This is a genomic window from Methylophilus sp. DMC18 (assembly GCF_056314005.1).
Genome location: NZ_JBQUZE010000001.1, coordinates 569,535 through 596,232, shown reverse-complemented (window position 1 = coordinate 596,232; position 26,698 = coordinate 569,535). Strand labels below are relative to the sequence as shown.

The following is a 26,698-nucleotide window of genomic DNA, read 5'->3' as shown; positions in this document are numbered from 1 at the left end:
CAATGCAGGCTCAACACGTGGCTGGCTTGATACAACACACCCCCTCTGCCCCGCTGATGCGACTCAATGGCACGCCAGTATTGCGGCCATCAGGTAGCACCGCCAGCCACGAGTCACCTGACGGCGTGTTAGCCAGCAACCCCGCGGGTGTTCAAGCCTGGTTTCAAAAGGGGATGCTGTTCAAGCAGCAAAAAAACGCCCCGCAGGCCCTGCACTGTTTTAACCAGGCCCTGCATCTTGCGCCTGAGCATGAACCCACACTTATCGAATGCGGCAACTTGCTGTTTGAATTAGAGCAATTTGAGTTTTCGCTCGCCCATCATGAATTTGCTTTACAGTTAAACCCGGCTTGCGTTGCCGCCTTACACAGCAAAAGCCTGATCCTGAGTCGGCTCGGCCGCTATGAAGAAGCCTTGCTCAGTGCAGACCACCTGGTCGGCTATGCACCCACGCTGGCACCGGCTTTATTATGCCGAGGCAGCATCTTACACGTGCTTGGCCGCCATCATGAGGCCTTGGCCAGCTACCAGCAAATCCCGCTAGCCGATCAGCAGAACGCGTTGTTTTATCTTAATCTGGCCAACCTGTATCTGGATATGCTGGACATTGACATGGCCAGCGACTGTTATCGTCAGGCGCTGGCACTGGAGCCACACAACCCGACGTTGCACTGGAATCTGGCGTTATTCCAGTTGCTCACCGGCGATTATGCGCAAGGCTGGGCCATGTACGAAAGTGGCAAACATGCGCCACATCTGCCCAGGGGACGCCGTGCAGCCTGTGTGCAACCGATGTGGACCGGCGAACAATCCCTGCAAGGCAAGCGTATCTTGCTTTACGCCGAACAGGGGCTGGGCGATACCATCCAGTTTATACGCTATGCCAAACAGGTCTCAGCCTTGGGCGCACAGGTGATTATTGAAGCGCAAACGAGCCTGATTCCCTTGTTGCGCTCACTGGGGCCAGACTATTTACTGATTGCCGCGGGCACCGCTTATCAGGACTATGATTACCATTGTTCGCTTATGAGCTTGCCATATATCTTCAAGACAGAACTCGGCAATCTGCCCCGGCATACCCCGTACCTATTTGCTTCACCAGACAAGGTAAGCCGTCTGCAGATGACAGATCAGAACAGATTACGGATAGGCCTGGTCTGGTCAGGGTCCACCACGCATCAGAAAGATCGTTACCGCAGCATTCCGCTAGCGCAGCTGGCGCCGTTGCTGGCACTGGATGCGAGTTTTCATAGCCTGCAAAAAGAAGTCCGCGACACTGACCTGCCTGCGTTAAGCGAGCTGCCACAACTCACGCAGCACCAGGCCGAACTAGAGGATTTTAGCGATACAGCTGCGCTCATTGCACGCATGGATCTGATTATTTCAGTGGATACTTCAGTCGCACATCTGGCTGGCGCCATGCACAAACCGGTATGGATATTGTTACCTGACCCACCAGACTTCCGCTGGCTGCTCGCACGCGAAGACAGTCCGTGGTATCCCTCGGCCAGACTGTTCAGAGCCCATGAGCATGATTGGACAAGCGTCATTACAGACGTCAAACAGGCGCTGGCAGAAGTGATTTCAGAAAAAGCGTAGACGCGGTAACTCTCTGGCAAAACAAGAGGCGGCAATGTTACTGCGACAAAGTCTCTATCTGAGACTGGCCAGTTTAATGGTCGGCCTGCCCTTGTTCCAGCTTGTATAACCAAGCCAGAATTTCAGCAATCGCCTGGTACAACTGTGGGGGAATATGGGCATCGAGTTCGACCTGCATGAGCAGGTTGAGCATGGCTTGTGACTCATGCACATAGACTTCGTGTTCTTGCGCCAGAGCAATGATGCGTTGTGCGAGCAGACCATTGCCTTTGGCCACCACGCGTGGCGCCAAATCCCCAGCTTCGTAAGCCAGGGCCACGGCAGATTGGGTATAAGGCTTATCCTGCTGCATATTGCGGCCTGTGCTGCGCGATTTCTTCACGCACGATTTGCAAGGAATCCAGCTTCACGCCGGAAGCTTGCAAATTCATGGCCAGCGTACTGCGGCCAGATTGCATTTCCTTGAGGCTCGCTGCATCCGTGGGCTGCACACGGACACTGAAGCGCCCGTTAGCCAGCGTGATTCTTACAGCCACCTCGCCCAGCCTTGGCAGCTGCAACTTCAAATTGCTAAACAAACTGTTTAAGGTCGGGTCTTCGCTAGACTGCTGGGAATTTTTGCGCTCACTGACCTGCCACTCCATCATCTGGCCGGGCCAGACTTCACCATGCCAAATCACACGCTGTTGTTCCAGCACCTGTAACTGTTGCGACACCATCTCCGGCGGTACAAAGTGAGGTTTGTTTTGCGGCTCTTGCAGTAGCTGATGCCAGGGCCGGGTGCCCAGCGTCGCCTCTTTCAGGTGAGACTCATAGAACAAGCCCGAGCTATCCAGCGCATGCTTGAGATCTTGCGCCAGCACTTGCGGCTTTTGCGGGCTGTTGCTGACCACGGTTTGTGCCTGCAAGACGGCAGATTGCGACTGAAACGGGCTGGCATCCAGCCAGCGCTGTAGATTTCTGGCGGGAGAGCTTAACTCGACCAGACTCGATTGCCCGGCCGCATTCTGTACCAGACTTTGCATAGTAGCGGGGTTGTCTGCATGTGGCGTCTCTGCCAGCAACCCAGCTGTCGACAGCCGTGACGTGCCCGCCGCGGAAGACTGCACACCCCAGCGCACTTGCGGATAACCCTCGGCGTCTTTGCCCTGGCCTTGTGCCAGCCCCATAAACTGCATGTTCAGTGTTTGCTGTTGCGACAAGTAAGCGGGTAATTGCATCTGCACCACCATGGGTGGCTGGTTGGGTAACTGGATTTGCACTTTAAAAGCAGCCAGGTCGGCATTGCCTGCGCCTTTTTGAGCGTTGTCTTTTTGCAAAATCAGTCCGGTAAACTGCATGCCTGGACGCATGCGCTCCCATAAAGGAGCTTCGGCCTGGGTACCTTCCACCGGCATGATGGAAGTGACCGCACGCAAGTTCTCAGTTTCACTGGTAATGAAACGTTGTGAGAGGACTTGCGGGATAGGAATCATCTAAATCACATCCGGTGGGGTGCGTGCATGTAGCTGCGCATCAAAAATCATATCGGTAATGCGATGCATGACGGGATAGAGCAAATTACGGATCTCGCCATCATCGGCCAAAATTTTCTGCACCAACTCCTGTTTGCGCAAATGCTGCGCCTGTGTCAGTTGCTCGGATTGTAAACGCAAGGTTTGTTCCAGCGCTTTGATCACTTCGATCTTGAGCATGTAAGACTGCTCCAGCTCTGTCACTTTTTCCCAGGCATTTTGCTGAGCGGCCAGCAGCATCTGCGCCATGATTTTGGCAGCAGACTCATAAGTATTAATCAGCGCCTTGGACATATCAGGCCCCGGCCATGGCCAAATGTTGATACGCCTGTGCTTTTTCTGCGATCGCCGAGTTTTCCAAGGCATTCTGTTGTGCAAGGCGGCTCATCCCCGATTTTTCCAGCGTTTCCCAGGCGCCTTTCAACTCCATGAGCAACTGCTGAACTTCATAAACTTTAGTACTATCCTGACGCAGGCTCGCTTGCATGAGTGTACGGATCATGTATTCATACAGCTGGTCCAGATTGAGGGCAACCTCGCCCCCTGCACGTTTGTTCAAGCTGGTACGCAAACCGCTTTCAATGATGGAAATGGCTTTGGAAATATATTCACCTTTTTGCGGAATATCCTGCTTTTGAATCGCTTGCTGCGCGCGGATGCAGGCAGTTACAGCGCCTTCGTAAAGCATGATCGTCAGCTTGAGCGGACTGGCATCCACGACGCCGGTTTCCAAACCTACTTTGGCGTAGGCATTAATGCCAGATTGTTTCGATCCAAACATCATGATTCTCCTGATAATATTCCGCGATTAGCTATTTTTGCTTATTGCACTCAATTGTTGTGTCAACGCACTGCTCTGGGTTTGCATGCTGCTGAGTAATGCGTCCAGTTTTGCGTACTGGGCACGATAACTTGCTTCAAGGCTTGGCAGCTTGGCGCTCAAGTCATCGGCTTTTTTATTCAATGATTTAATAGACGACTGCAAACCGTCTGTCCTGGTGGCCAACGCAGCATCGGAGTCCAGCCAGCTATCAAGCATGCTACTAAACTCCCCGATTAGGCCGCGGTTGAAAGTCACCGTGCCACGGTCTCCAGTCGCAGCGCCTAAAATACTGAGTTTCAAACCTGCGCTATTCTGACCAAATGCGCCGGTCAGGGTATTACCACTGCCAATCGCATTCACACCATTCAGGGTACCAGCCACATCTTGTGAGCTGCTCCCCGCTTGTGAGATATTGACGGCATAGGTGCCAGAAACTGTTTTATCCCCACTGCTGACGAAGCTGACCAATGGATCGGTACTGCTTGCCGAAGGTGAAAAGATTTTCGCCACATCGGAAGGGCTATTCGCCATCGCTTTCTGAAACTTGGTATCGTCCAGCGTCATGACTCCGCCATCACCCACGGTGACGCCAATGTCACTCAAGGTACGGTAGGTACTGGCCGTAGGTGAAATGCGGGACATCATTAATCCGAGTTTCACTGACACGTCACGGGCCACCGAGTCACCCAGCAAAGGGCCATTGGCAGAAGATCCGCCATCAACGAACTTTGTCAGGCTACGCAGACTGGTATTCAGTTTGTTGTAGGCATCGACAAAGCTCTGTACAGAACTTTTAATCGCGCTATTGTCCGTCGCAATCGTCATTGCGTTAGGCGTGCTGGTGACCGCCTTCAGGTTTAAGGTCACACCCTCAATCACATCAGTAATGGTGTTACTCGCCTTACTGATGCTCAACCCATCAACAGTCAATAACGCATTTTGTGCAGCCTGAAGCTCACTTAAGTTTTTACCACTGCCGCTGGAGGCAGTCGGGTCATAAGCAAAGGTGGACAAGCCGCTACCGTCGGTATTGTTGCCATCGTTATCCGTGACATCAATCTTCAGACTATTGGCTGCACCAGTGTCCATGGAAGTGATCACCAGGCGGTTACCAGTACCGTCATTGACAATAGAAGCCGTGACAGAAGCATTTTGTGCGTTAATGGCATCACGGATACCGGACAGGGTATTGTTGCTACTGTCGATATTGACCGTAATCGCATTTTTGCTGCTATTCGCAGTAAAAGAAGCTGCCGTACTACCGTTGGCTGGGGTATAAGTACCAAAGGAAATCTTCAGGCTCCCGGTACCAAAAGTGGTACTGGCATCGCTATAGGCAGACGTGGTAATACGTTGTGAAGTCGCCAGCTGGCTCACCGAAATGCTGTGGTTGCCATTGGTAGCGCTACCATTTGCAGTCGCGCTGATACTGTTTGAATCGGTGAGCGTCACGGATTGCGCATTAAACTTGCCGGCACTGGACAGACCATCCAAAGCTGTTTGGAAGGTACTCAATCCACTTTTCAACGTACCGTACGCAGAGAGTTTGGCATTGTAAGTAGAGACTTGCGTCTTGATCTGGGTAATCGGCTGCTGGGCAGACGTCATCATGGCACTGACAAGAGAGTCAATAGGTAACCCTGATGAGCCCGTTGAGCTTACAATTGATGCCATAATCTAGTCTCCAAATACAATCACAATTCATCACACCGTTTGACGAATGACTAGGCCTCTTAATTTGTCCAGCGTCTTGCTAATGGCCAGCACCTCCTCATTTGGGATTTGCCTGAGCACCTTCTGTGTCTCGGTGTCGACCACTTTCACGACGATACGGTCTGTGTCATCATCAATCGAAAACTGTATGGTTTGCAGCGCAGGCGCCACATAGTCATTCAGTTTTTTTACCGCCCCGGTCAAAGTGGCTTTATCCATCGCTTCGACAGGTTTTTGCTCGCCACTGGCTTCTGCATACTTCACCAGCTTCAAGCTATTTACTGCAGGCACACCTGTTAATGTGCGGTTACCGCCAACACCATCCATAGATTGAGTCATGATGCTGCTCCTCTGCTTAGCCTAAAATCCACAGAGGGATGCCTCTGTGGATATGATTCAAGTGTCTGAACAATTAACCTCTCAGCAAGCTCATGACACTGTTAGGCAACTGGTTGGCTTGGGCCAGCATTGCTGTGCCTGCTTGTTGCAGAATCTGGTTACGGGTCATCTTCGCAGTTTCTGACGCGAAGTCTGCATCCGTAATCCGGGATTTCGCTGCAGAAATGTTTTCCACGTTCACTTGCAGGCTGCTCACAACGGCTTCAAAACGGTTTTGGTAGGCACCCAGGCTGGCACGTGAAGTGTTCACCGCATCCAGTTGTGCATCAATCGCGGTAATCGCTGCAGTCGCGTCTGAAACGGTGGACACGTTGCCGCTAATAGATGCCGCAGTCACTGCGCTCACCTGCAAGGTATCTGCAGAACCAGAACCAATCTGGAAGGTGTAACCTGAACCGCCAAATACATTCAAACCGTTAAACTGGGTAGAAGTACTCAAGCGGGATAATTCTGAAGTCAGCTGTGTAAACTCTGTGTTCAGGTTGGCACGGTCACCAGAACCATAGCTGCCGTTGGCTGCCTGTACGGCCAGTTCACGCATACGTTGCAGGGCGTCTGTCGCTTTGGACAAACCACCTTCTGTCACTTGCAGGTAAGAAATCGCGTCGTTTGAGTTACGAATCGCAACATCACTACCACGAATTTGGGAGTCCATGCGAGTGGCAATCGCCATCCCCGCTGCATCATCTTTGGCGCTATTGATACGCAAGCCAGAAGACAAACGCTGAATCGATTGATTCAAGCCTGTTTGTGAAGCATTCAGGTTACGCTGTGCATTCAGAGATGCAATATTGGTATTAATTACAGAAGCCATGTTAAATCTCCTTTAGAGTCGTATATCCAATGAGTGTCAAATGGGCATGTCATATCAACGTTGATTCACTTGCGACTACGTGTTTGCTATTCAGCGTTGTTATTACTTTTATCGACCTCGCCAGAAATTTCTTTAATGCTGCACTTTAAATTTCTGTTGGGTAGATCATGCACTTGAAACTATTTACGACTCCTCTCGGAAAAACTTTAATATCAAATCATTCATGGCAAATTCAAGCCGTGCAACATGGCTACCATGCCGGTGTCAGCATGGTCATCGCGTCAGCACGACTTGGTCTATTCTTGCGAAAAATCCCGTGTAATTTCCTTCAGTCCTGCAGTCTCCATGAACTCATTTTGTGCCCGCTGCACTCAAGTGAGTTAGCGGTACACCAACATGCCTACTTTACCGTAACCAAGCCAGCATAATTTGGCTAAACAACGACGTTTTTACCTGCTTATCTTCAAAGTCGCACAGACGCTCACTGAGAGATGGAGTACGTTGAAATCAGAGGTGAAAATAAAGGTATTCTTTTTATTTTCATGAACTTATCGAATTGGTTGACGTATTGTGGATCATGAAACGAAGAAGGGAAATGAAAGCCATTCGGCTGTAGATCAGGCGCAATGTTGCATCCGCAGGACAAACCTGCAATGCCCATGTTTTGACACGCCAGTGCAAGGGTTGATGCTGTTCTGTTAGACCGGCAGATCAGGATGCATAGCCAGGTGCTGACTGACAATGCTGGCGACTAAAAAAAGAAAAGCGAGCACTTGTCTAAACAAATGCTCGCCATGGTTTGAAAGCCTCGAGAAAACTTAGCCTCTCAGCAAGCTCATGACACTGTTAGGCAACTGGTTGGCTTGGGCCAGCATTGCTGTGCCTGCCTGTTGCAGAATCTGGTTACGGGTCATCTTCGCAGTTTCTGACGCGAAGTCTGCATCCGTAATCCGGGATTTCGCTGCAGAAATGTTTTCCACGTTCACTTGCAGGCTGCTCACAACGGCATCAAAACGGTTTTGGTAGGCACCCAGGCTGGCACGTGAAGTGTTCACCGCATCCAGTTGCGCATCAATCGCGGTAATCGCTGCAGTCGCATCTGAAACGGTGGCAACACTGCCAGTCACAGAAGCCGCAGTCACTGCACTCACTTGCAAGGTGTCTGCAGAACCAGAACCAATCTGGAAGGTGTAACCTGAACCGCCAAATACATTCAAACCGTTAAACTGGGTAGAAGTACTCAAGCGGGTTAATTCTGAAGTCAGTTGTGTAAACTCTGTGTTCAGGTTAGTACGGTCGCCAGAACCATAGCTACCGTTGGCTGCCTGTACGGCCAGTTCACGCATACGTTGCAGGGCGTCTGTCGCTTTGGACAAACCACCTTCTGTCACTTGCAGGTAAGAAATCGCGTCGTTTGAGTTACGAATCGCAACTTCATTGCCACGAATTTGTGAGTCCATGCGAGTGGCAATCGCCATGCCCGCTGCATCATCTTTGGCGCTATTGATACGCAAGCCGGAAGATAAACGCTGAATCGATTGATTCAAGCCTGTTTGTGAAGCATTCAGGTTACGCTGTGCATTCAGGGATGCAATGTTGGTATTAATTACAGAAGCCATGTTTTAGTCTCCTTCAGAGTCCTATGTGTAGTTAGTGTCAAATCGGCATGTCATATCAACGTTGATCCACTTTTTGACTTCGTGTTTGCTATTCAGCGTTGTTATTACTTTTATCGACTTCGCCAGAAATTTCTTTAATCATGCACTTTAAATTTCTGTTGGGAAGATCATGCACTTGACACTCTTTACGACCCTACTCGGAAAAACTTTAAACGTGGCGATGCGTGAGACAGCCTCACTGCGCTCTGAAAAACTGCTGTACCAGCTCAATCACCTGGTCAACAGCCGTGACTGAGAGTTGCGGGCCCATGGGCAAACTCAGTACTTGATTGGCATAACGCTCGGCACACGGAAAATCACCTGCTTGCCAACCGAGCGACTGATAAGCCTGTTGCAAATGTGGCGGGACGGGATAATGAATCAGGGTTTGCACCCCATGCGCCTGCAACCAGGTTTGCAAGGCATCGCGTTGTGGCGTTGCGATCACAAACAAATGCCAGATAGTATTGGCCCAGGCTGGAGAAACGGGCAATTGCAAAGGCAGGCCTTGCAAACACTCAAGATAGCGCTGCGCCAATGCCTGCCTGCGTGTATTCCACTCATCCAGCGCAGCCAGCTTGACTGACAGCACGGCGGCTTGCAAGGGATCCAGGCGACTATTCACGCCAGGCTCCAGATTGTAATATTTGACGGCTGAGCCATAATTGCCAAGCGCGCGTATACGTTGGGCGAGATGCTCATGCCTTGTGGTGACTGCCCCACCATCGCCCAAAGCCCCCAAATTCTTGCCCGGGTAAAAGCTCCATGCGACCGCATCCCCATGCGTACCTATCCGTTTACCCCTGACGGCAGCGCCATGCGCTTGCGCAGCATCCTCCAACACCAGCAAGCCATGCTGTTTGGCTAATGCACAAATGGCTTCCATGTCTGCCGGGATACCATATAAATGCACCGGCAAAATAACTTTGGTTTTAGCTGTGATTTTTGCCTGAATGGCGGCAACATCAATATTGAACTGCCCCTCAGTAGGCTCGACAGGGACCACAGTGGCACCGACCGCGCTCACCGCCAACCAGGTCGCAATATAAGTATGGGAGGGGACAATCACCTCATCCCCCACCCCCACATCCATAGCGCGCAAGGCTAAGGTCAGTGCATCGAGGCCATTGCCCACGCCGACACAATATGGTGCACCAGTATATGCGGCAAACTGGGCTTCAAAGGCCTCCACTTCTTCGCCACCGATATACCAGCCAGAACGGGTAGCCCTTAACAGGGCAGTCTCAAGGTCAGGCGACAATTCGTCATAAGCGGCTTTGAGATCAAGGAAAGGAATCATGTTTGGCATCCAATTATCAACATCCCAGCAACAGGGATCGCGCGTGTTACCGCAAAGATTGCGTTAACTATAGCGCATCTGGAAACTTTAAATTGAAAAAAACAAAACCGGTTTTACCGGCCTATCCTCAACGATAGAGAACTGGTGTGTTGATGAGATGATCCAGAAATGAAGAGGTCGTGAGCTTTTGCCTAGACAAAAGCCCACGACCTGTAAACATATACACCAAGAAAGCTGCTGAAAGACTACCCTTTAATCAGTGACATGACGCTGTTAGGCAACTGGTTGGCCTGGGCCAGCATCGCCGTGCCAGCTTGTTGCAGAATCTGGTTACGGGTCATCTTCGCAGTTTCTGACGCAAAGTCTGCATCCATAATCCGGGATTTCGCCGCGGACACATTTTCGATATTCACTTGCAAGCTGCTGATTACCGCTTCAAAGCGGTTCTGGTACGCACCCAGACTCGCACGTGACGTATTCACTGAATCCAGTTGCGCATCAATGGCTGTAATCGCAGCCGTTGCTGCTGAGGCGGTTTGCACATTACCAGTGATGGAAGCTGCGGTCACGGAACTGACTTGCAAAGTATCCGCAGAGCCAGAACCAATCTGGAAGGTATAGCCTGGACCGCCAAATACATTCAAACCGTTAAACTGGGTGGAGGTGCTCAAGCGGGTTAGCTCCGCAGTCAATTGCGTAAATTCCGTGTCCAGATTGGCACGATCACCACTGCCGTAGCTGCCGTTGGCTGCCTGCACCGCCAACTCACGCATACGCTGCAGCACATCAGTCGCTTTCGACAAGCCACCTTCGGTCACTTGCAGATATGAAATTGCATCATTGGAGTTACGAATTGCCACATCATTACCACGGACTTGAGAGTCCATGCGTGTTGCAATCGCCAACCCGGCCGCATCATCTTTGGCACTGTTAACGCGCAGCCCTGAAGACAAACGCTGTATGGATTGATTCAAACCAGCTTGAGATGCATTTAAATTGCGCTGGGCATTTAATGATGAAATATTGGTATTAATGACTGCAGCCATGTTAAGCCTCCTTAATGTACAAAAATATCGAGCTTCATGTTAAGTATCCATGCCACACTCAAGCTCTTCAAATCTGTTTTAAATTAATCTGATTTCGCACGTTATTACTCAAGTTAAGCAAATGCTGACCGTTATAGTAAGAACGTTGCGTCAAGTTAAGAATCACTTTATCGCAGCCCCGCATATTTGATTTCATTGAATAGAACGTGGTTTTGCCACTATTTCTAGAGATATCCCTGCGCGCTGATTCATGCGCTAAAACGCTTGGACCTTGTCGCACTGCGCCACCACCCAAGGTCGTTACAGCATCTACAAAAATTAGCGCATAAATACATGCGTATTCGCCTTAATAAATTGCTTGCGTGTCCGATATAAATACATAACACGCTCAATGAATGCGAAGGGGGATTTTCATGCAATCGTTTCTGGATTTGAATCAACTGACTAAAGGAATGCAACATTTTGAGGATGCAAAGCCCTTTCGTCATGCCGTGATCGATAACTTCCTGAATCCTGACCTGGTGAAAAAGGTTGCACGTGAGTTTCCCGAGTATGATTCTTCGCGCTGGTTTTGTTACCAAAACCAGATTGAAGATAAAAAGGCCTTAAATGACTGGAATGCCTTCCCTGCTCTGACCTATGCCCTGTTTCAAACCCTGAACTCAGCACCCGTGATAGACAAACTGTCCGAAATTGTCGGCACCCAGTTGTATGCTGATAACGGGTTGCATGGTGGCGGCTGGCATATTCACGGCACCGGAGGCAACCTGAATCCGCACCTGGATTACTCCATTCACCCCAAACTGGGCTTGCAACGCAAAATCAACATCATTATCTACGTCTCTGAACAACTGAAGGCTTACCATGGCGGCCATTTGGGTTTGTGGAGTCACGACGCTGAACAAAACCAGCCGGGTGAACTGATCAAAGAAGTCTGCCCCAAATTTAACCGGGCCGTGATTTTTGATACCACCCAGAACTCCTGGCATGGCATGAGCCGCCCCCTGACGCAGCCTTATGGTATCTATCGCAAGAGCCTGGCCGTCTATTACCTGTGCGAACCCCCTGTCGATGCTGACCCTAGAGGCAGAGCTTTATTTGCCCCTAGAGAAGAGCAGAAGGAAAATGCAGAGATTGCTGAGCTGATTAGAATGCGTGCCAATGTATCGACCTCTGGCCAGGTCTACCGCCAAAACAAAAAGCCGGCCAAACAACCAGTACAGCCTGTCACGACCGCAACCACTGTGAGCCACTCGGGCACATAGTGATTCACGTATCAAAAACAAAGGCGCATCAGATCAATGATGCGCCTTTTTATATGCCCACTTCAAAAACGGGATTAAACGGTGATCTCAAGCAGCCCAACGCGCGCGCATAAACTCATCATAACGCCGGAAATAATCAGTTTCGTCATATTTTTCTGAGGCCAGGCACATTAAAACTGAACCTGAAGAAAAATTATCAATTTCACGCCAAATCATAGGACAGATATACAAGCCATAATAAGAACGGGCTAAATGAAATTTTTTCTTATCCTTGCCATCATCCAAGGTGATATCAAAACTACCAGACATGGCGACAATAAACTGATGCAGATTCTTGTGCGCATGCCCGCCGCGCTCGGCCCCGCCCGGCACATCATACACATGGTAGACGCGCTGAATCGCGAATGGGATTTGATTATCACTTTCAATAAATGTGAGGTTGCCATGCGGGTCATGGATTTTAGGCAACTCAATAATTCTGCAATGTTCTAGTGGCATACACACACCTGCTCTATCTCGTAACTCAAGCCACTATACGATAGGCATGCACGAATTAATTCAACTAATAAAGCCTGTAAAAGGCAGCATTTATCATCAGTAAGGTGACAGGTTCGCCTCACAGCAAAATAAGGCATATCAAATTGCTCGCCACCAGAATCTGTGGCGAGTCAGTGACTTGAGATTCAGGCAGGCAGTGTTTCCTTGACTGTTTCAACTTCTGCGTCCTGGCGGGTTTCTGCATAGTACAACCCTTGAATCACCTGATCGTTAAGTGAGGTGGCAAAAAAGCCGCTCGACATTGCGAGTAAAGCAATCTCAGGATGCAGTGCTGCCACGGTTTGCTGATCTTGCTCCCAAGCATCCCGTGCCGCCTGATCTGGTACCAAAAATCCACCCGGGATACGTTTGATGGCAGCAATCAGAGGTTGGGCATCTGCCGCAATCATGTTCATGGCCGCCAGTTCGGCCAGTAATTTCTCAACGATGAATGCGTCCGAATCATTCTCACCGTACAACTGTTTGAAATAATTCTGGTTAAACTCAACCACAATATTCATATCTTCGTCTTGTTGATCAGCACATGCCGTCTGATTTGTAATCCGATAAGCGCATTTATCCATATCCAGAACATGCAAAATCGTATACACATCACGGATGTCCGCTTTTTTAATGCGCAGAAATAGCACTGCAATCGGCGATTTAATCTCTTGCACTATGGTAGGCTGTTTCCCCAGCGCCTTGAGCAAAGCTGCTGGCGCACCGGTCCAGACCAAATGGCCACCTTCAATAGGACCACTCACGGCCCCCTCACCCAACTGTAACCGCCATCCACTGTCATTTTTTTCTACCGTTTGGATCGCTTGTTGCACATAGGTGATATTGGGATGACTGAGTACTTGTTGTTTGACTTGACGGCAGATGCCACCGACCGCCCCTTGCTTGGGATAGTGAAATACGGTGGGTTGCAGGGGCACCGCTTTTCCCTGAAAACTAGCCAGCAATGTCTCGGGGTAGAAGAGTGGTAACCAGGCGACACGATGATAACGTGCCAGCATTTTGTCGGCTGTCACGCCTTGTGCCTTCATCAGGTAAGGAGCAATGATATGGTCATGCATGGCTTTACCATGATTGGCAAGGGAAGCGGTCAGGTAATCCAGCGTATGGTAACGGGCACCATTGGATTTTTCGCGCGCATGAATCTCTGCAGCAGGTAATTGCTGCAACTCTTGAATACTTTGCTGGGCAAAAGGCAATTGACTAAAGGTATGGTAGCTATTACTCAATACCACATCATCGTAAGCCTTGTTCTGCAACCACATTTTTGGCATGTCAAACTGATGTAATGGCGCATACTGCAGGGCCCAGGCATGCACGATATTCATAAAGCGGCCCACATCATTACGTAGCTTGGGGTTATAGCTGGCTAAGGTACTTTTTTGCGAAAGATAGCCATCCAGCTCAAACTTGACTAGACCCGCATCAAACATCACGCCATCAATCTCCAGTCCGGCAAAGTAACCGCCCAATGGTCCACCAGGATTGACCAAGGTCACCTTTTTGCCTTGGCGCGCCAACTCTAATGCCGCGACCATTCCAGCTAAAGCATTCCCTACAATCACCGTTGTTTTAGTATCCATTTTCAGTCCTCAAGTTTGAGATTGACATAAATTTCAGAGCCGTTTTCAGGAAAATGCCGGGCCAATTGCCACAAGCCATCCAGCATTTCCTGCGTCAGCAAGCCTTGTTGCATCAGCGTCATCATTTGGTGATGGGTAAATGGCTTCACCAAAAAAGAACCTGCCTCAAGCACTTGTAATCCTAGTTCTTTCGCCAATACTTTTAATTGTTTTAAATCAAAAATACGTGGCTGATTAAATGATTTTTGCAGTGCAGACTGGGCATAGACGCTATCCATCAACCCCATCTCCACAGCTAGCAGGCGGTGCATAGACAACGCATTCGGCACATTGATATGAATCACTGTATTTTGACCTGCCAATGCTTTGGCACTAGCCAATAATGCCTTCGCATCTGGCACCTCATGCAACAGGCTGCTCAGCAGGATCAAATCATATGCCGGGTCAGGTTTACCGAGATGGCTACTTTCAAGAAACGCCTCGATCACTTGTGCACCTGCTAATTGGGCAGTATCTTTTCTGGCTTTTTCTGCAAACTGCGGGCCAGGCTCAACGACGGTCAGGCTTTCAAAGCCTTGCCAGTGATTCGCAATCGTATCCCAACCGCAGCCTACCTCCAGCACATGTTTGGGTTGATATTTTTCAAACAACTCTAGCAAGAGTTTTTTACGATAGCGCGCCTGAATCACTTCAAAATCGCTGGCGCTGTACGCTTGCTCATAAGCCGAGATCGCTTGTTTACGTTGGTCATCATGCATCATATACAATCCATTTCCAGCCATTGCAAGGTTGTCGTGCGGCCACCAAACATTTCCTTTTGCGCACATAAGCCTTCATTAAAACTTAAGCCATTGTGGCAGGTAGAAATGCCAAAATTAAAATAGAGCTTATCTGCGTAGACTTCGCTGATGAGCGTTTCCAGTAGTAAATCTACCGCCCCCACTTCTCTTGCCACCGGACTAGGCGCAATGTATTGCGTGTGCGCAACCCGGCCAAAATCAAACATGACAACTCCGGCAATCGGCTGCTCATCTAGATAGGCCATATACAAGCTGATTTCAGGACAGCGGCTGGCTAGCAGCGAGATCTCTTGCAGGCTGTGCGTGGGACTGGTGCCATGTCGCGCTTGCAAATTATCAGTGAGTATCTGCCAACAACTGGCATAGTCATCACTTTTTCTAATCGTGACCCCTGCTTTAGCCGCTTTGGACAATGCATGCTTACGACCTTTTGATAAGCGCAAACGTGACTCCTGCATAATGGTGGTTGATACATCCACTCGCATGGTCCTGGCACCTAATCTAAACAAGGCATACAAATCCTCTTCACTGGGCATGCTGTGATAAATATGTGGAATAGGCTTATAAATAAGCTTTTTAATCCCCATGGCCGCCCAGTAATCACGTAACTGCTCAAACAGGGCTTTTACATCTGCCGCCCCCAGACGTGCACTCATGACCAAACCGCCAAAACTCAAACCGCCATGGCTGACGATGGTGTCACCGTCGCGGCTCGCCGGCAACATGGCAAGTACTTGCCCTTCCTTCTCTATCCACAAAGAAGCATCCTGAAAACGGTCAGCGTGATAATCCATGTAGCCTCTTTTGAAAAAGAAGGCCCCATTCCGGCTCTGTGCCAAAAACTGGTCCCATGCCACATGCTGTTGCTGATAAGTCCGAATATCCATACTAGTGACTCATTTTCCCCAATACCTCTTGATAAGCGTTCATGGAACAAGCCTGTTCATAGTAGGTACGTGCCGCTTTTGCATACTTCGAATGATCAGCATTCAGTGCTTTTAAACCGGCGATAAACGTCTCCATGTCATGCCAGTAAATCGTCTCAGGGGCATGGCTGCCAACGTTAAGATGACGCGGGCAATCTAGGGCTTTAAACGCCAGTAAAGGATAGCCGGCTCCCTGCGCCTCAATATCCGACTTAGCGCCCATAATAGGGGCAGAGCCAATAAACACATGTGCATCAATCTCGAGCAAGGCTTGCCATAAGGAGGGCACGTTGCCCATATACACAAAACGAGCTACATCCAAGCCTTTTTGCGTTAGGTAGTCCCGCACTTGTTGCAGCACAGGGGCCTGAATCTCACCAAAATGATAATGCTGACCTTCGCCTAGATACAATGCCTGGCAGACCAACTCCTGAAAAGCAATCGCACCCTCGGTTTTAAACTTGGCAAAGGTGCCAGCCGTGACTGTATTCAACTTGCCAGAGGTATAGTCAAAAGTTTTAATCCCTTGGTCAACAGCCGTCGTTGGTAAAAACAATGTTTCGCGATCCAAATCTTCATGACAGTTGATGGCTCGCTGCCCATACAAATCGACATGTTTCAAATGGGGGACGCCGCTTCCTACTGACAAATTGTGATCCGCATGGTGAATAAAGTAGTAATCCGTCTCAAAATTAGGCTGACAAGCCACGACCGCAGCGACATCATCCTGATGCGTCAACAAAAACACATTGCGGGCATAGGTATTAATCAGGCTGGCCAAACGTTGGCCTTTGGCCAGCAAACTTTCTTGTGGCAGGACTAAAACAGGGCACTGTGGCAGCGCGCTTTGAATATTCTTGTAAAACGATTGTGTTGCAAATCTTGCATAAACATCGGTGATCACCAGCATGGGATTCTCAAGCTGATGCAGCATGGTAATAATATCCTTGGTATGTCCGCCAAAGTCATAGACTTCTGTTGCAACAACAATGTTTGCCAGTTTGGCATTGCGTGGTACAACGGCTGGAATACCCAAGTCTATGTTGGCAAGTAACTGATCAAAATATGGTGCAAATATTTTATGACCAGTAAATTCTGGCAGCCACATCAGCTTCAAGACCACTGCACGCACAAAATTAATCAGTTTATCGGTCTCCATCAAAGCTGGAAAGCGTTGCATAAAGGCCTCACAAGCGCTTAAATCCATATTGCCAGAAATCAACGCTCCGCTAGACTGGCCTCTTTGAATATCGGCTACATTGGCTGTCACAATCTCCTGCAGCAGGCCGGTAGCGTCTATCAACCCCTCCATGACCGGACTTTGTTGAACTTGAGGATTGCCAATGAGACCAATCGCGTAATTGACAACTTCCTCATATAGCATGTCATGCATTGCCTCAGACAAGGCATACTTCTTAGCCTCGCTGATTGCCATAAACACGGTTTTAAAGGCATGTAACTGGGTATAGGCATCAATAATGGTGACCCAGTACTGCTCAATTTGAGGGGCATTCGCAATCGCTGCTTCCAAATATGGTAACGCGGCATCTAATGCCTCTGTTTCTGCGAGCAATCGTCCATAGTCATGATTAGCCCTGGCATGTTTGGGATCAGCTTGTAACACCTGTTGTAACTGCGCCTTGGCAGACTGATAATTACCTTCTGCCTGTAAAGCTTGTGCTTGCGTCAACAAAGCCTCTATTGCTGCATGCGTTATCAAGTTTGACTCTACAAGCGATGCGGTCTCTGTTTCTTTTTGCAAGCGCCAGGCACTATCGGTTTTCTCTAGACACTCCTGATTTAATAGCTGAGCCATTTGTGCAGTCAATGCATGTTTCTGGCCTTGCTTGATCGCCTCATAAGCTGCAGGAAAGTCTTGCGCTAAGATATAAGCATCAATCAGGCTCACCCAATATTGTTCAACCTCAGGCCTGGCCATGACTGCTGCTTCAAACTTGGGTAAGGCGGCTTCAACACCCCGCGTATGCGTTTCAATAAAGCCCAGATTGTGATTGGCCCCGGCATGTTGTGGCTGATTCTTGAGAATATCCTCATACAAAGCCATCGCCTTTTGAAGCTCACCTGCGGCTTGTAATTGCTCGGCCTGCGCATACACTTCCTCAATCGCTTGCTCGAGCTGATTTAACCGATGGCGCTTAATCCGATCAACGATCTTATCTTTCAAAGCAGTGTAGCCCAAACTATCCACGTCACAGTGCTGCTTACAGGCCTGTTTTTTCATTTCATCCAATGCCTTGAATTCATCCATGGTCACAAATTCAGCCAATGTCGAATTGACCAGTGGCATTAAACTTGAATCATAAGCTTTGACCCGCCATTGCGGTTGTGTCACCAACATCAAGGAAACAATACGTTCAAACACAAATGACTTACACGGCAAAAGTTTATGTTCATGGGTAGTATCGGCATTCAAACATTTTGCGAGCAGCGTTTTACCCTCTTCAGCTTCATGAAACAAATCTTCACAAGCTGCCAGCCATGTTCGCCAGAAGCTAGGTTTTGCCACAAAGAAATTAGAATACACAGAGTTTTCGCTGTGCATGATGAGTGTGTCCATCTCGGCTTGAGGCGCAATTTTATTGATCACCAATTCAAAGCAAGGTGCAATGCCTTGATGGGCCAGGATACCTTGATGGAATTGATTCAGGAAAAACGCGGTCTGGTCAAAAAAAGGTGAAAAAAGAATCACGTCTGACTGATCAGCATTGGCCTCGATAAAACGGTAAACCTCTGCAGAACTTAACCCGGTTTTTTCAGAAAACTTTGGCGAGAAGAAGCCATAGAAGGTCTCTTCATCTAGCGCCTCATTTAAAAAGTATTGACGCATAAACCAATACTCACGCCAATCTGGTCGGGGATTGGCCAGGTTATCAAACGGAATAAATCCTTTATCCAACTCGAGGCGACTTTGTTCGGAATAATAAGCCTGGTAAATTTTAACCTTAGCAACGTTGCCTGATTTGACAAATGAAGCAGGCACTTCACTTGCAGTGGTCATGACTGAAGATCCGGTCGCTTCCATCATGTCTACACATGTCTGGGCCAGTACGTGTGCTTTTGACAGTCCTAAACCATACTGCAACCCTAATTGAATTGCCGCAGCAGCTTTTTGCAATTGCGCGCAAAACATCAAGGCCTCAATGTAGCTGACCCAATATTGCTCATTCCCGGCATCCAGCTGAACAGCCTGTTCAAGTTTGCCGATTGCACCAGCATCCCCTTGTGAGCGCAAAACCAATCCAAACTGGTGATAAGCAGGCGCATAGCGAGGATATTGCTGCAACATAGCCTGATAGTGTCTTAGCACTTGTTCCGGTTGATCTGCCAGCGCATTGGCCTCAGCCATCAGTTGCTCCGGCGTGGCATTCATCTGATTGATAGTGTCCTGGCTCATGCATTGGCCTTTCTTGAAAGTTCATGGATTGCTGTCTGCAGGGTTTGTGGGCTGACATCCGGTGCATTCGTGCAATGCTTGCAGGAGCTTGGCATATCACCTCGCAGCAATGCATGACGGAAGGCACGTATCCCTTCACCGTTCAACCCCTCCTCTTCTTTGCCACTATCAATATTGCCCACCGGATCCATTTCAGTCATGCAGCAAGGGAAGATCGCGGCATCTGCAGCCAGTGTAAAGCGTGTCCATGGCTGCAAACAAAGCTTGGTGGTAAGTTGCGGATCGGCCTGCGCAGCGCCTGTATCAGTGGCAGCAGCATTGATACTTTTTGCCATCGCTTCGATTCTCTCCATCAAATGTGGCTGTATGGTGACGCGAAAGCCCTGCTGCTTATCTGCAATTTCCATGGCATGCTTTAAATGCTCAACAGCTTGCTTGAATGACACCGGATCATCATTATGCAAAGGACGAATCGCATGTTTGTCAGTGGCTTCACGCTCAAACAAATCTGAAATCGTCACCGACGTGATCGGCAAATTAGACAGCATCGCCATCAATTCAGGCAGGCCGGCAGCCGCCTCATGATATAAAGTAACGTTCACCGTCAGTTTGGGCAATTTGAGGCCGTGAAACTGGCAGTAGGTCTGCAAACGGGTAATATTGTAAATAATCAAACCGAGGTCGGACTTGGCGCGTACCTCACGTGTCAATTGCCGATCAGCGGTGTCAATTGAAATCACGATGCCATCTAGCTGGGCAAAGACCGCCCAATCCTCATCCTCATATTTGGCCGCAAAGTTGCTGTTGACATGGATATAACATGACGGATTACGAGACTTGCCAGCTTGTATCATGCGTGGAAAGTCTTCACGCCAATGCGGATGAAAAGTGGACTCCCCGGTTCCTGCCAGCAACAACTCGCTATAAGAAGATTGCTCGATTAAATGAATGACCGCATCCACGGTTGTGGTCGTCATATCCATATTACGCCCAGGAATTTGGTCGTCGCCGGGATTACTCTTGGAGCAATACTTGCAGCGCAAATTACAACGGGAAGTGTACTCAATCATCAATGCCTGAGGATAAGCCTTTAACCAGCTTTCAGGGAAAACTGTCTGATCCGCAAGTGGTTTTGTCTTGTTAAACCACTGAACAGGTTGCGCTAACAGAGGCTGCTGAGGGACAACGGACACTGGCACGTCATTGCTAACAGTCGTCTGCATCTTGCTTTCAGCAAATAGCTGTTGTTGTAATTGCTCGACAGAAACCAGGGCTGAATCAGGCGTATTTTTCTCAGCAAACTGTTGGCTCGCCGCTTGCATGCAATCATTCATCAGCATGGCTGCTGACGCAGCGGTTAACCCATGTTGCTGCCCTTGCTGAATAGCCAAGAGCGCTGCTCGAATGTTGTCTTGCATCATCAATGCATCAATATAGGTGACCCAATATTGCTCTACTTCTGGCTGCTGCATGACTGCTTGCTCCAGTCTTGGCAAAGCGAATGTGACACCGCGGGTATGTGTTTCAATCCATCCCAACTGGAAATTGGCTTCCGCATGTTGGGGTTCTGCCTTAAGCAAGGCAAGATAAAGTTCAGCCGCCTGCGTAATCTCTCCTTCTGCCTGTAATTTCTGGGCGGCAGCCATTAAATCACTACTAGGCGTGACAGGAGAAAGTGTATTTACGGCTTCTACAGTATCAATTTCTTCCACAAGCATCTCTGGCTCCATATGTAGAGTGGGGTGAGATAGGTCGGCATCCACCCATCTGCTTTGAATTGAAGCTGGGGCCTGTTGCGCACACCAGCGTTGCCACATCTGGAATAACATCTGGCGTAACGCCTCTGCTTGCAAGCCAGGTTTGGCGAGCAAACTGTTAGAAAAGTGTTCACGCATGTGGGCGCGACACGCTGCCAACTTTGTAAAGTCAGCACACAGGTCCAGGGTCTGCTTGATCAGGCTGTCATGGTCTGAGGCAATAAACTGCATCAACCCCAGATGCTGCATCAATGCCATGGCGCCACGGCTTGCTAAGCGGTCACCGGCAACACATAACGTGGGCACGCCCATCCACAGCGCATGTGCAGTGGTAGTGACGCCGTTGGAGGGGAAGGTATCCAGGCAAATATCGACCTCGTGGTAATAGCCTAAATAGCTTGCCATGTCAGTGCGTGCGTAATAGCGGATGCGGTTAGCGGCAATGCCAGCTTCGGCAAACCAGGTTTGCAAATGCTGCGTGCTTTCGCCCTCTCCCACCCCACCAATCACCAGGCGGCTGTCAGGCAAGGCTTGCATCAACGCGGCCCATTGTTGCACGGTAGCCTGGGTGATTTTGAGGACCCGGTTAAAGCAAGCAAACGTGACATAGCCGTTGTTCAGTGCAGGCAAGGCATTCACCTCTGGCGCTTGCTCATATGGGATAAAGGTAGCATTCACCGGCAGCTGCACCAGCTTTTCAGTAAACTGGTCATCAAACTGGCCAGCTGGCAACAGATAAGGGTCTGCCAGGTAATAATCCATGCTGCTCAAGCCGGTGGTGTTGAGGTAGCCTAGCCAGCTCACCTGAACAGGTGCAGGCTTGCGCGCAAATGTCAGCAAGCGGTTGCCTGAGGTATGGCCGGATAAATCAATCAGGATGTCAATGCCGTCATCCCGGATTTGCTCGGCCAGTGCCTGGTCTGACCAGGATGAGACTTCGTACCATGTTGAAAAATAGCCCTGCATCTGGGTGGTGACATTATCCACCAGCGGTTGATTGGCATAGGCAACCAAGCGCAGAGAGGTTTCTTTGGCCAGCTCATTAAGTAAAGGCAGCATAAAGTGCGCGACCGAATGGGCCCTGAAATCTGCAGAGACCCAGCCGATATTAAGTGGCCTGTGCACGTCACGTGTATTCTGATGTGGCAGCCAGGCTGCTTTGAGCGGCGCTTCATACAAGTCGGCATAGGCTTGATGTGCTTGCATGAGTGCGGCATTGTCTATGTGTTCTGCGTGGGTCATGCAAAACAGCAAGTTGCTGAAGCAATCGGCATAGTTGGGTTGCAAGGCCAATGCGCATTTAAAGTGCTCGATGGCCGTTTCTACCTGACCCAGATCCTTGAGGACTGTCCCCAGATTATTGTAAGCCGCAGCGTAGTCCGACTTGAGCGCAATCGCTTGTTGAAAGGCAGTTGCCGCTCCAGGCAGATCTCCCTTGGCCTTGAGGACGATGCCGTAATAGCAATGTTCTTGTGGATCTTGCGCATTCAATGTCAGGGCCTGTTTGGCCGCAGCGCTGGCATCCTTTTTTTGCAGCATCAAGACATCCGCCAGCATTTTCCAGCCCGCCAGCCACTGCGGATATTGCCCCAAATAGGTGTGCAGGGCCTGTTCCATTTGTCCATATTGTTGCTGCTCAAACGCTGTAAGCAAGGCTTGTTGCTGGGAGGCATCCGGTTGCATGGCTGCGTCTTGCGACGAAGCTTGTGCATGTTGCACGGATTGGCGAGTGAACCCAGGCATCTTTAACGCTTCGGCAAGCTGGTGCACCGCCTCCGCATGCTGCGGCAATGCCATGGCTTGCTCAAAGGTGGCAGCCAAAATATCCGCACTCGCCGTGGCATGCATGGCCACCAAATAATGTTGCAGATACTCCCATTCAGCCGGCTGTGCAGCATGGGCTTGCGCAAAACAGGCCACGGCCTCTTGCTGATGCCCCTGCGCCCAGGCGATGAGTCCCAGATTAAACCAGGCAGGGGCGGATTGCGGGGCAACCGCCAGAATCTCTTGATATAACTGTGTCGCAGTTTGCAGATCACCCGCTTGCTGATGCTGCAGAGCCAGTGTAAACACTTCTTCAAGCGCCGCGCCAAGTTCAGCCGTCATTGGCGTGCCAACTGCAGCCTCACCCTCGCCCCATTTACGCAGATACATCTGATATTTGTCACGCCAGCGCTGCTTGCCAAAATTGCCCATGCTCTGGTGCGTCAGGCTGATCGGCCAAATACCGAGCTTGAGCCCTGCCTGAGTCGCTGTACGGCAAAAATCCAGGTCATAAAATTCAAAATCAAATTGCGGGTCATGGCGCACATTGGCTTGCGTCAGCGTGCGTTTGTAGGCAGCCATGAAGACACCATCCATCAAGACGCAATCGCCTTGTTCAGCACCAAAATAAGTGTTGTGCCCAAACGGGTGTTCGCTGTGCGCAACCTTGCCACGCAAGAACGCAGACTGCTCCCAGGTAAAGGCAAGATCGGTAAATAACCATGCCGGTTGCTTCGGCAACATGCGCGCAGTGCCGGCGACGCCAATCACATCATAGGCCGCCAGGCCATCCATCACAGTTTGCACAAAAGGGTTCTGGTCCAGCCAGATATCGTCATGGGCAAAAATGACCAGCGCATTGTCAGGCGCGATGGCAACGGCCTCATTAAAAACTTCGGACAAGCCGCGTGTATTTTCGTAATACACATAGGGAACGATTCTGGCATCTTGCTGCATATGACGCTTGAGCGATACGCCGAGTGCAGAAGAAGCCCAGAAGGCCTCTTCACTGGCCCGGGTGGCGCTAATGATCCAGACCGGATCCTCACCGGCATAAGCATCCTGAATGCGTGTTTTAGTCACCAGCGCGTCGGCAACACCCGTCACCCGCTCGCTCCAGACATTCCACAGCAACTGTTCCATATCGCGTGCAAAACGCTCGCCATCCATCAATGGAGAGCGCATCACTTGCGCACGTAAGCCTGCCCGCAGATTGGCAAGAGCAGGTAAATCCGCAGCGAATTGGATTGCTTTTTGTACAAAAGCTTTCTTATCTTCGGCAACCCACTCTGGCAAGCCAGCGCTGGTCATCATGCTGGCGCCTTGGCGGGAGATCATGGTCTCGCCCGGCATGGTTAGCGTAGGTACGCCCATCCACAAGGCTTCGCAGGTCGTTGTCCCGCCGTTAAAGGGGAAACTGTCCAGAATCATGTCCACGGCATGATAGTTTTTGAAATAGGCATCTCGCGCTGTGGGACGCATCAAGACACATTGTTCAGGCTGGATACCCGCTTGTTGCAATCTGGCCAGGGCTTCAGCTTGTATCTGATCATCTTGAAAGGCCTTGCACTGCCAGTAAAGTTTGGCCTCTGGCAGCGCAAGAAACACTTGTGCCCAAACCGCCAATACCTCGTCGCTGACCTTGCTGTATTTTTGAAAGCAGCCAAAGGTCACATAGCCATTTTGCAAGGCAGGTAACGCATTCACCTGCTCATTGGAGTCAGGTGCTGAGAAACACAACCGGGTATGCGGCAGTTTGACAACGCTTTCGGTAAATTGCCCTTCACTACCCGCAGGCACGCTGACCGGGTCAGCAATCACCGCATCCATGGTGGGCAGTCCTGTGGTGTCCCAGTAGCCCAGCCAGGAGGCCTGCACGGGTGCCGGACGCCAGGCAAATAATGACACGCGGCTGTCTGCCGTATAGCCAGAGAGGTCAAGCAAAATATGAATACCATCTTCACGGATCAGGCTGGCAGCACGGGCATCATTCATGCCTGCTAATGAACGCCATTGCGTGCAGTGTTTTTTCAAGACCTGGCTGTAATTGTCCTCACGCCCATCGGCTGAGTAAGCATAGATTTCTGTTTTACCGGCATCGATATGTTTTAACCAATGCTCAAGAAAATAGCCTACCGGATGACTGCGCAAATCTGCAGAGACCAGACCAATGCGCAAACGCTGATCTTGCGCGTTGACCAACCAGTTTTTGAAAGGTGCAGCCTTGGCCATAAACTGCTCACCACAGGCACGTGCATACTTTAAATGCTCTTTCGGGCTCAGCTCATTGGCAAAACTGTTGGTATATAACAGGTTACGGTAAGCTTTATCCAAATGGGGTGCGCGTGCGATGAGCTTGACATAAGTCTCCACCGCCAGCTTGACATCGCCCTGCTCCAGATAGGCACTGCCCAGATTGATATAAGAGTCCAGATACTCAGGATCCAGCGCAATCGCCTTTTCCAGGGCTTGCCGGGCACGCTCCACCTCACCAACCAAACGCAGCGAAACACTGTAGTTACTCCAAAAAGCGGCGCAGTCCGGCTTGAGCTGCAACGCTTTTTCATAATACTCCAGAGATTGTGCATACTCTTGTTTGTAATACAGCAGCAAAGCCATATTGCAATAGGTAAACGGATCTTCGATCCCCAGGCTCATCGCTTGCTTGCAATAACGTTCTGCTTCAGTGAGCAACTGCTGGTTAATCAGGGTAGAGGTAAAGTTATTGAGTTCTTCGATCTCTGGCGCTTTGACCTGCATGATGGCCTTGGCGCAAGCTTCATATTCCAACGGTTGTTGTAACTGTTTATACAGTTGAGCCAGGTCATTGAGCAACTGCCAGCTCTCAGGATTGAGCACCCTGGCTTGCAACCACACTTGTTCGGCTTCCTTAAAACGGTTTTTTTGCCGCAGACAATGCCCGTACTGGTGCAGTGCATCAAAATAGGTCTGGTTCAGATCAATGGCGCGCTGAAAATGTACCAGCGCCTCATCCAGGTTACCCAGGACAAACAAGACTTGTGCCATGTTGTAGGCCAGCACGGCATTGTCAGGCTCAATCTCTAGCGCCTGACGATAATATTGCACAGCCTCAAGTGACTTGCCGGATTCATGCAGCAACGCTGCCAGGTCAAACAATACCAGTGCATCGTGCTTGTTAAGCTGCAAAGCGGTACGCAACAGTTTCTCGGCTTCTTTCTGCTGCCCGGCTTCTTTGAGCAAGCTGGCCAGATTGGCATAAGCGCGGGTCATGGATGGATTCAAACGGATCGCCTGACGATAATGCTTGGTGGCCAGGGTCACATCCCCCAGTTGCGCGGCTACGTTCGCGGCATTCAAGAATACCTCTGCATCTTTTTTAAGCAGCTTGACGGCTTGCGCAAGGGCCTCGCCGGCGCCTTGCAGGTCACCGCGCTGTTGCAGTAAACCGCCCAAAATTTTCCAGGCAATCCCCTCTTTTGGAAACTCACTTGTTAACTGCCGGGCAATGCTAAAGCAGGCTTCAGTGGCCCCTTGCTGCCAAAGCTGTGCCAGCTGCTGCAACAGTTGCTGGCGGCCAGGTGCGCTGCCATGTGTTTGGCTATCCTGGGCAAACGGGGTGACAGCAAGCTTGTTCATAACAGAGAGTTCCAAAAATTTTCTCTTATTATTGAAAACTCCTGTGCAAAGGCATCGCTTAAAAAAAGCGGAAAACACCAGCCAGCTTATGTGTTCAGCATGGTGACAGCCCAGACGAAATGCTTGCCAAGCCGCACCAGCTCTGGATTG

The 26,698-nt window shown here is 50.0% G+C and carries 18 protein-coding genes; 2 read left to right on the top strand and 16 right to left on the bottom strand.

What is annotated here, in order from left to right; translation table 11 throughout:
• The first annotated feature begins 2 nt into the window (after window positions 1–2).
• Complete coding sequence (locus tag ACT53G_RS02670) at window positions 3–1,598, top strand: tetratricopeptide repeat protein (RefSeq protein ID WP_476168627.1); 1,596 nt, start codon at window positions 3–5, stop codon at window positions 1,596–1,598.
• 73 nt (window positions 1,599–1,671) lie between these two features.
• Here ACT53G_RS02670 and ACT53G_RS02665 read toward each other — a convergent pair whose 3' ends face one another.
• The 10 genes from ACT53G_RS02665 to ACT53G_RS02620 all read right to left on the bottom strand — a co-directional run bounded on the left by ACT53G_RS02665 (window position 1,672) and on the right by ACT53G_RS02620 (window position 10,865).
• Complete coding sequence (locus ACT53G_RS02665; RefSeq protein WP_194746933.1) at window positions 1,672–1,950, bottom strand: EscU/YscU/HrcU family type III secretion system export apparatus switch protein; 279 nt, start codon at window positions 1,948–1,950, stop codon at window positions 1,672–1,674.
• Window positions 1,937–3,073, bottom strand: coding sequence for a flagellar hook-length control protein FliK (gene fliK, locus ACT53G_RS02660; RefSeq protein WP_194746934.1), 1,137 nt, complete (start codon window positions 3,071–3,073; stop codon window positions 1,937–1,939). The genes ACT53G_RS02665 and fliK overlap by 14 nt, the downstream gene beginning before the upstream one ends.
• The gene (locus ACT53G_RS02655) at window positions 3,074–3,406 is read right to left on the bottom strand and encodes a flagellar protein FliT (RefSeq protein WP_194746935.1); all 333 of its coding nucleotides are present in this window, start codon (window positions 3,404–3,406) and stop codon (window positions 3,074–3,076) included.
• Between the two features lies 1 nt (window position 3,407).
• Window positions 3,408–3,896, bottom strand: coding sequence for a flagellar export chaperone FliS (gene fliS / locus ACT53G_RS02650; protein WP_228518641.1), 489 nt, complete (start codon window positions 3,894–3,896; stop codon window positions 3,408–3,410).
• 24 nt (window positions 3,897–3,920) lie between these two features.
• A complete protein-coding gene (gene fliD, locus ACT53G_RS02645; protein ID WP_275354919.1) occupies window positions 3,921–5,609 on the bottom strand; it encodes a flagellar filament capping protein FliD in 1,689 nt (562 codons plus the stop codon).
• Window positions 5,610–5,639: 30 nt separating this feature from the next.
• The gene (locus ACT53G_RS02640) at window positions 5,640–5,987 is read right to left on the bottom strand and encodes a flagellar protein FlaG (protein ID WP_194746937.1); all 348 of its coding nucleotides are present in this window, start codon (window positions 5,985–5,987) and stop codon (window positions 5,640–5,642) included.
• Between the two features lie 73 nt (window positions 5,988–6,060).
• The gene (locus ACT53G_RS02635; protein ID WP_275354917.1) at window positions 6,061–6,861 is read right to left on the bottom strand and encodes a flagellin N-terminal helical domain-containing protein; all 801 of its coding nucleotides are present in this window, start codon (window positions 6,859–6,861) and stop codon (window positions 6,061–6,063) included.
• Between the two features lie 818 nt (window positions 6,862–7,679).
• Window positions 7,680–8,480, bottom strand: a complete 801-nt coding sequence (locus ACT53G_RS02630; RefSeq protein WP_313988804.1) for a flagellin N-terminal helical domain-containing protein — start codon at window positions 8,478–8,480, stop codon at window positions 7,680–7,682.
• 235 nt (window positions 8,481–8,715) lie between these two features.
• Window positions 8,716–9,819 (bottom strand): DegT/DnrJ/EryC1/StrS family aminotransferase, encoded by a 1,104-nt coding sequence (locus ACT53G_RS02625; protein WP_476168626.1) that lies wholly within the window; start codon window positions 9,817–9,819, stop codon window positions 8,716–8,718.
• 245 nt (window positions 9,820–10,064) lie between these two features.
• Window positions 10,065–10,865: a flagellin N-terminal helical domain-containing protein gene (locus tag ACT53G_RS02620; protein ID WP_313988799.1), complete on the bottom strand. Its 801-nt coding sequence runs from the start codon at window positions 10,863–10,865 to the stop codon at window positions 10,065–10,067.
• A gap of 413 nt (window positions 10,866–11,278) precedes the next feature.
• On the opposite strand from ACT53G_RS02620, the gene ACT53G_RS02615 reads away from it, so the two are divergent.
• Window positions 11,279–12,130, top strand: coding sequence for a 2OG-Fe(II) oxygenase (locus ACT53G_RS02615; protein ID WP_476168625.1), 852 nt, complete (start codon window positions 11,279–11,281; stop codon window positions 12,128–12,130).
• An 87-nt stretch (window positions 12,131–12,217) separates the two neighbouring features.
• Here ACT53G_RS02615 and ACT53G_RS02610 read toward each other — a convergent pair whose 3' ends face one another.
• The 6 genes from ACT53G_RS02610 to ACT53G_RS02585 all read right to left on the bottom strand — a co-directional run bounded on the left by ACT53G_RS02610 (window position 12,218) and on the right by ACT53G_RS02585 (window position 26,548).
• Window positions 12,218–12,628 carry a sugar 3,4-ketoisomerase gene (locus ACT53G_RS02610; RefSeq protein ID WP_275354910.1) on the bottom strand — a complete coding sequence of 137 codons (411 nt, stop codon included), beginning with the start codon at window positions 12,626–12,628 and terminating at the stop codon, window positions 12,218–12,220.
• 185 nt (window positions 12,629–12,813) lie between these two features.
• On the bottom strand, window positions 12,814–14,268 hold the full coding sequence (locus ACT53G_RS02605; protein ID WP_476168624.1) for an NAD(P)-binding protein: 1,455 nt from the start codon (window positions 14,266–14,268) through the stop codon (window positions 12,814–12,816).
• A gap of 2 nt (window positions 14,269–14,270) precedes the next feature.
• Window positions 14,271–15,029, bottom strand: a complete 759-nt coding sequence (locus tag ACT53G_RS02600; protein WP_275354908.1) for a class I SAM-dependent methyltransferase — start codon at window positions 15,027–15,029, stop codon at window positions 14,271–14,273.
• The gene (locus ACT53G_RS02595; RefSeq protein WP_476168623.1) at window positions 15,026–15,955 is read right to left on the bottom strand and encodes a GNAT family N-acetyltransferase; all 930 of its coding nucleotides are present in this window, start codon (window positions 15,953–15,955) and stop codon (window positions 15,026–15,028) included. The genes ACT53G_RS02600 and ACT53G_RS02595 overlap by 4 nt, the downstream gene beginning before the upstream one ends.
• Before the next feature lies 1 nt (window position 15,956).
• Window positions 15,957–19,409, bottom strand: a complete 3,453-nt coding sequence (locus ACT53G_RS02590) for a tetratricopeptide repeat protein (RefSeq protein ID WP_476168622.1) — start codon at window positions 19,407–19,409, stop codon at window positions 15,957–15,959.
• A complete protein-coding gene (locus ACT53G_RS02585) occupies window positions 19,406–26,548 on the bottom strand; it encodes an O-linked N-acetylglucosamine transferase family protein (RefSeq protein ID WP_476168621.1) in 7,143 nt (2,380 codons plus the stop codon). Before ACT53G_RS02585 ends, ACT53G_RS02590 begins: the two co-directional genes overlap by 4 nt.
• Between the last annotated feature and the right edge of the window lie 150 nt (window positions 26,549–26,698).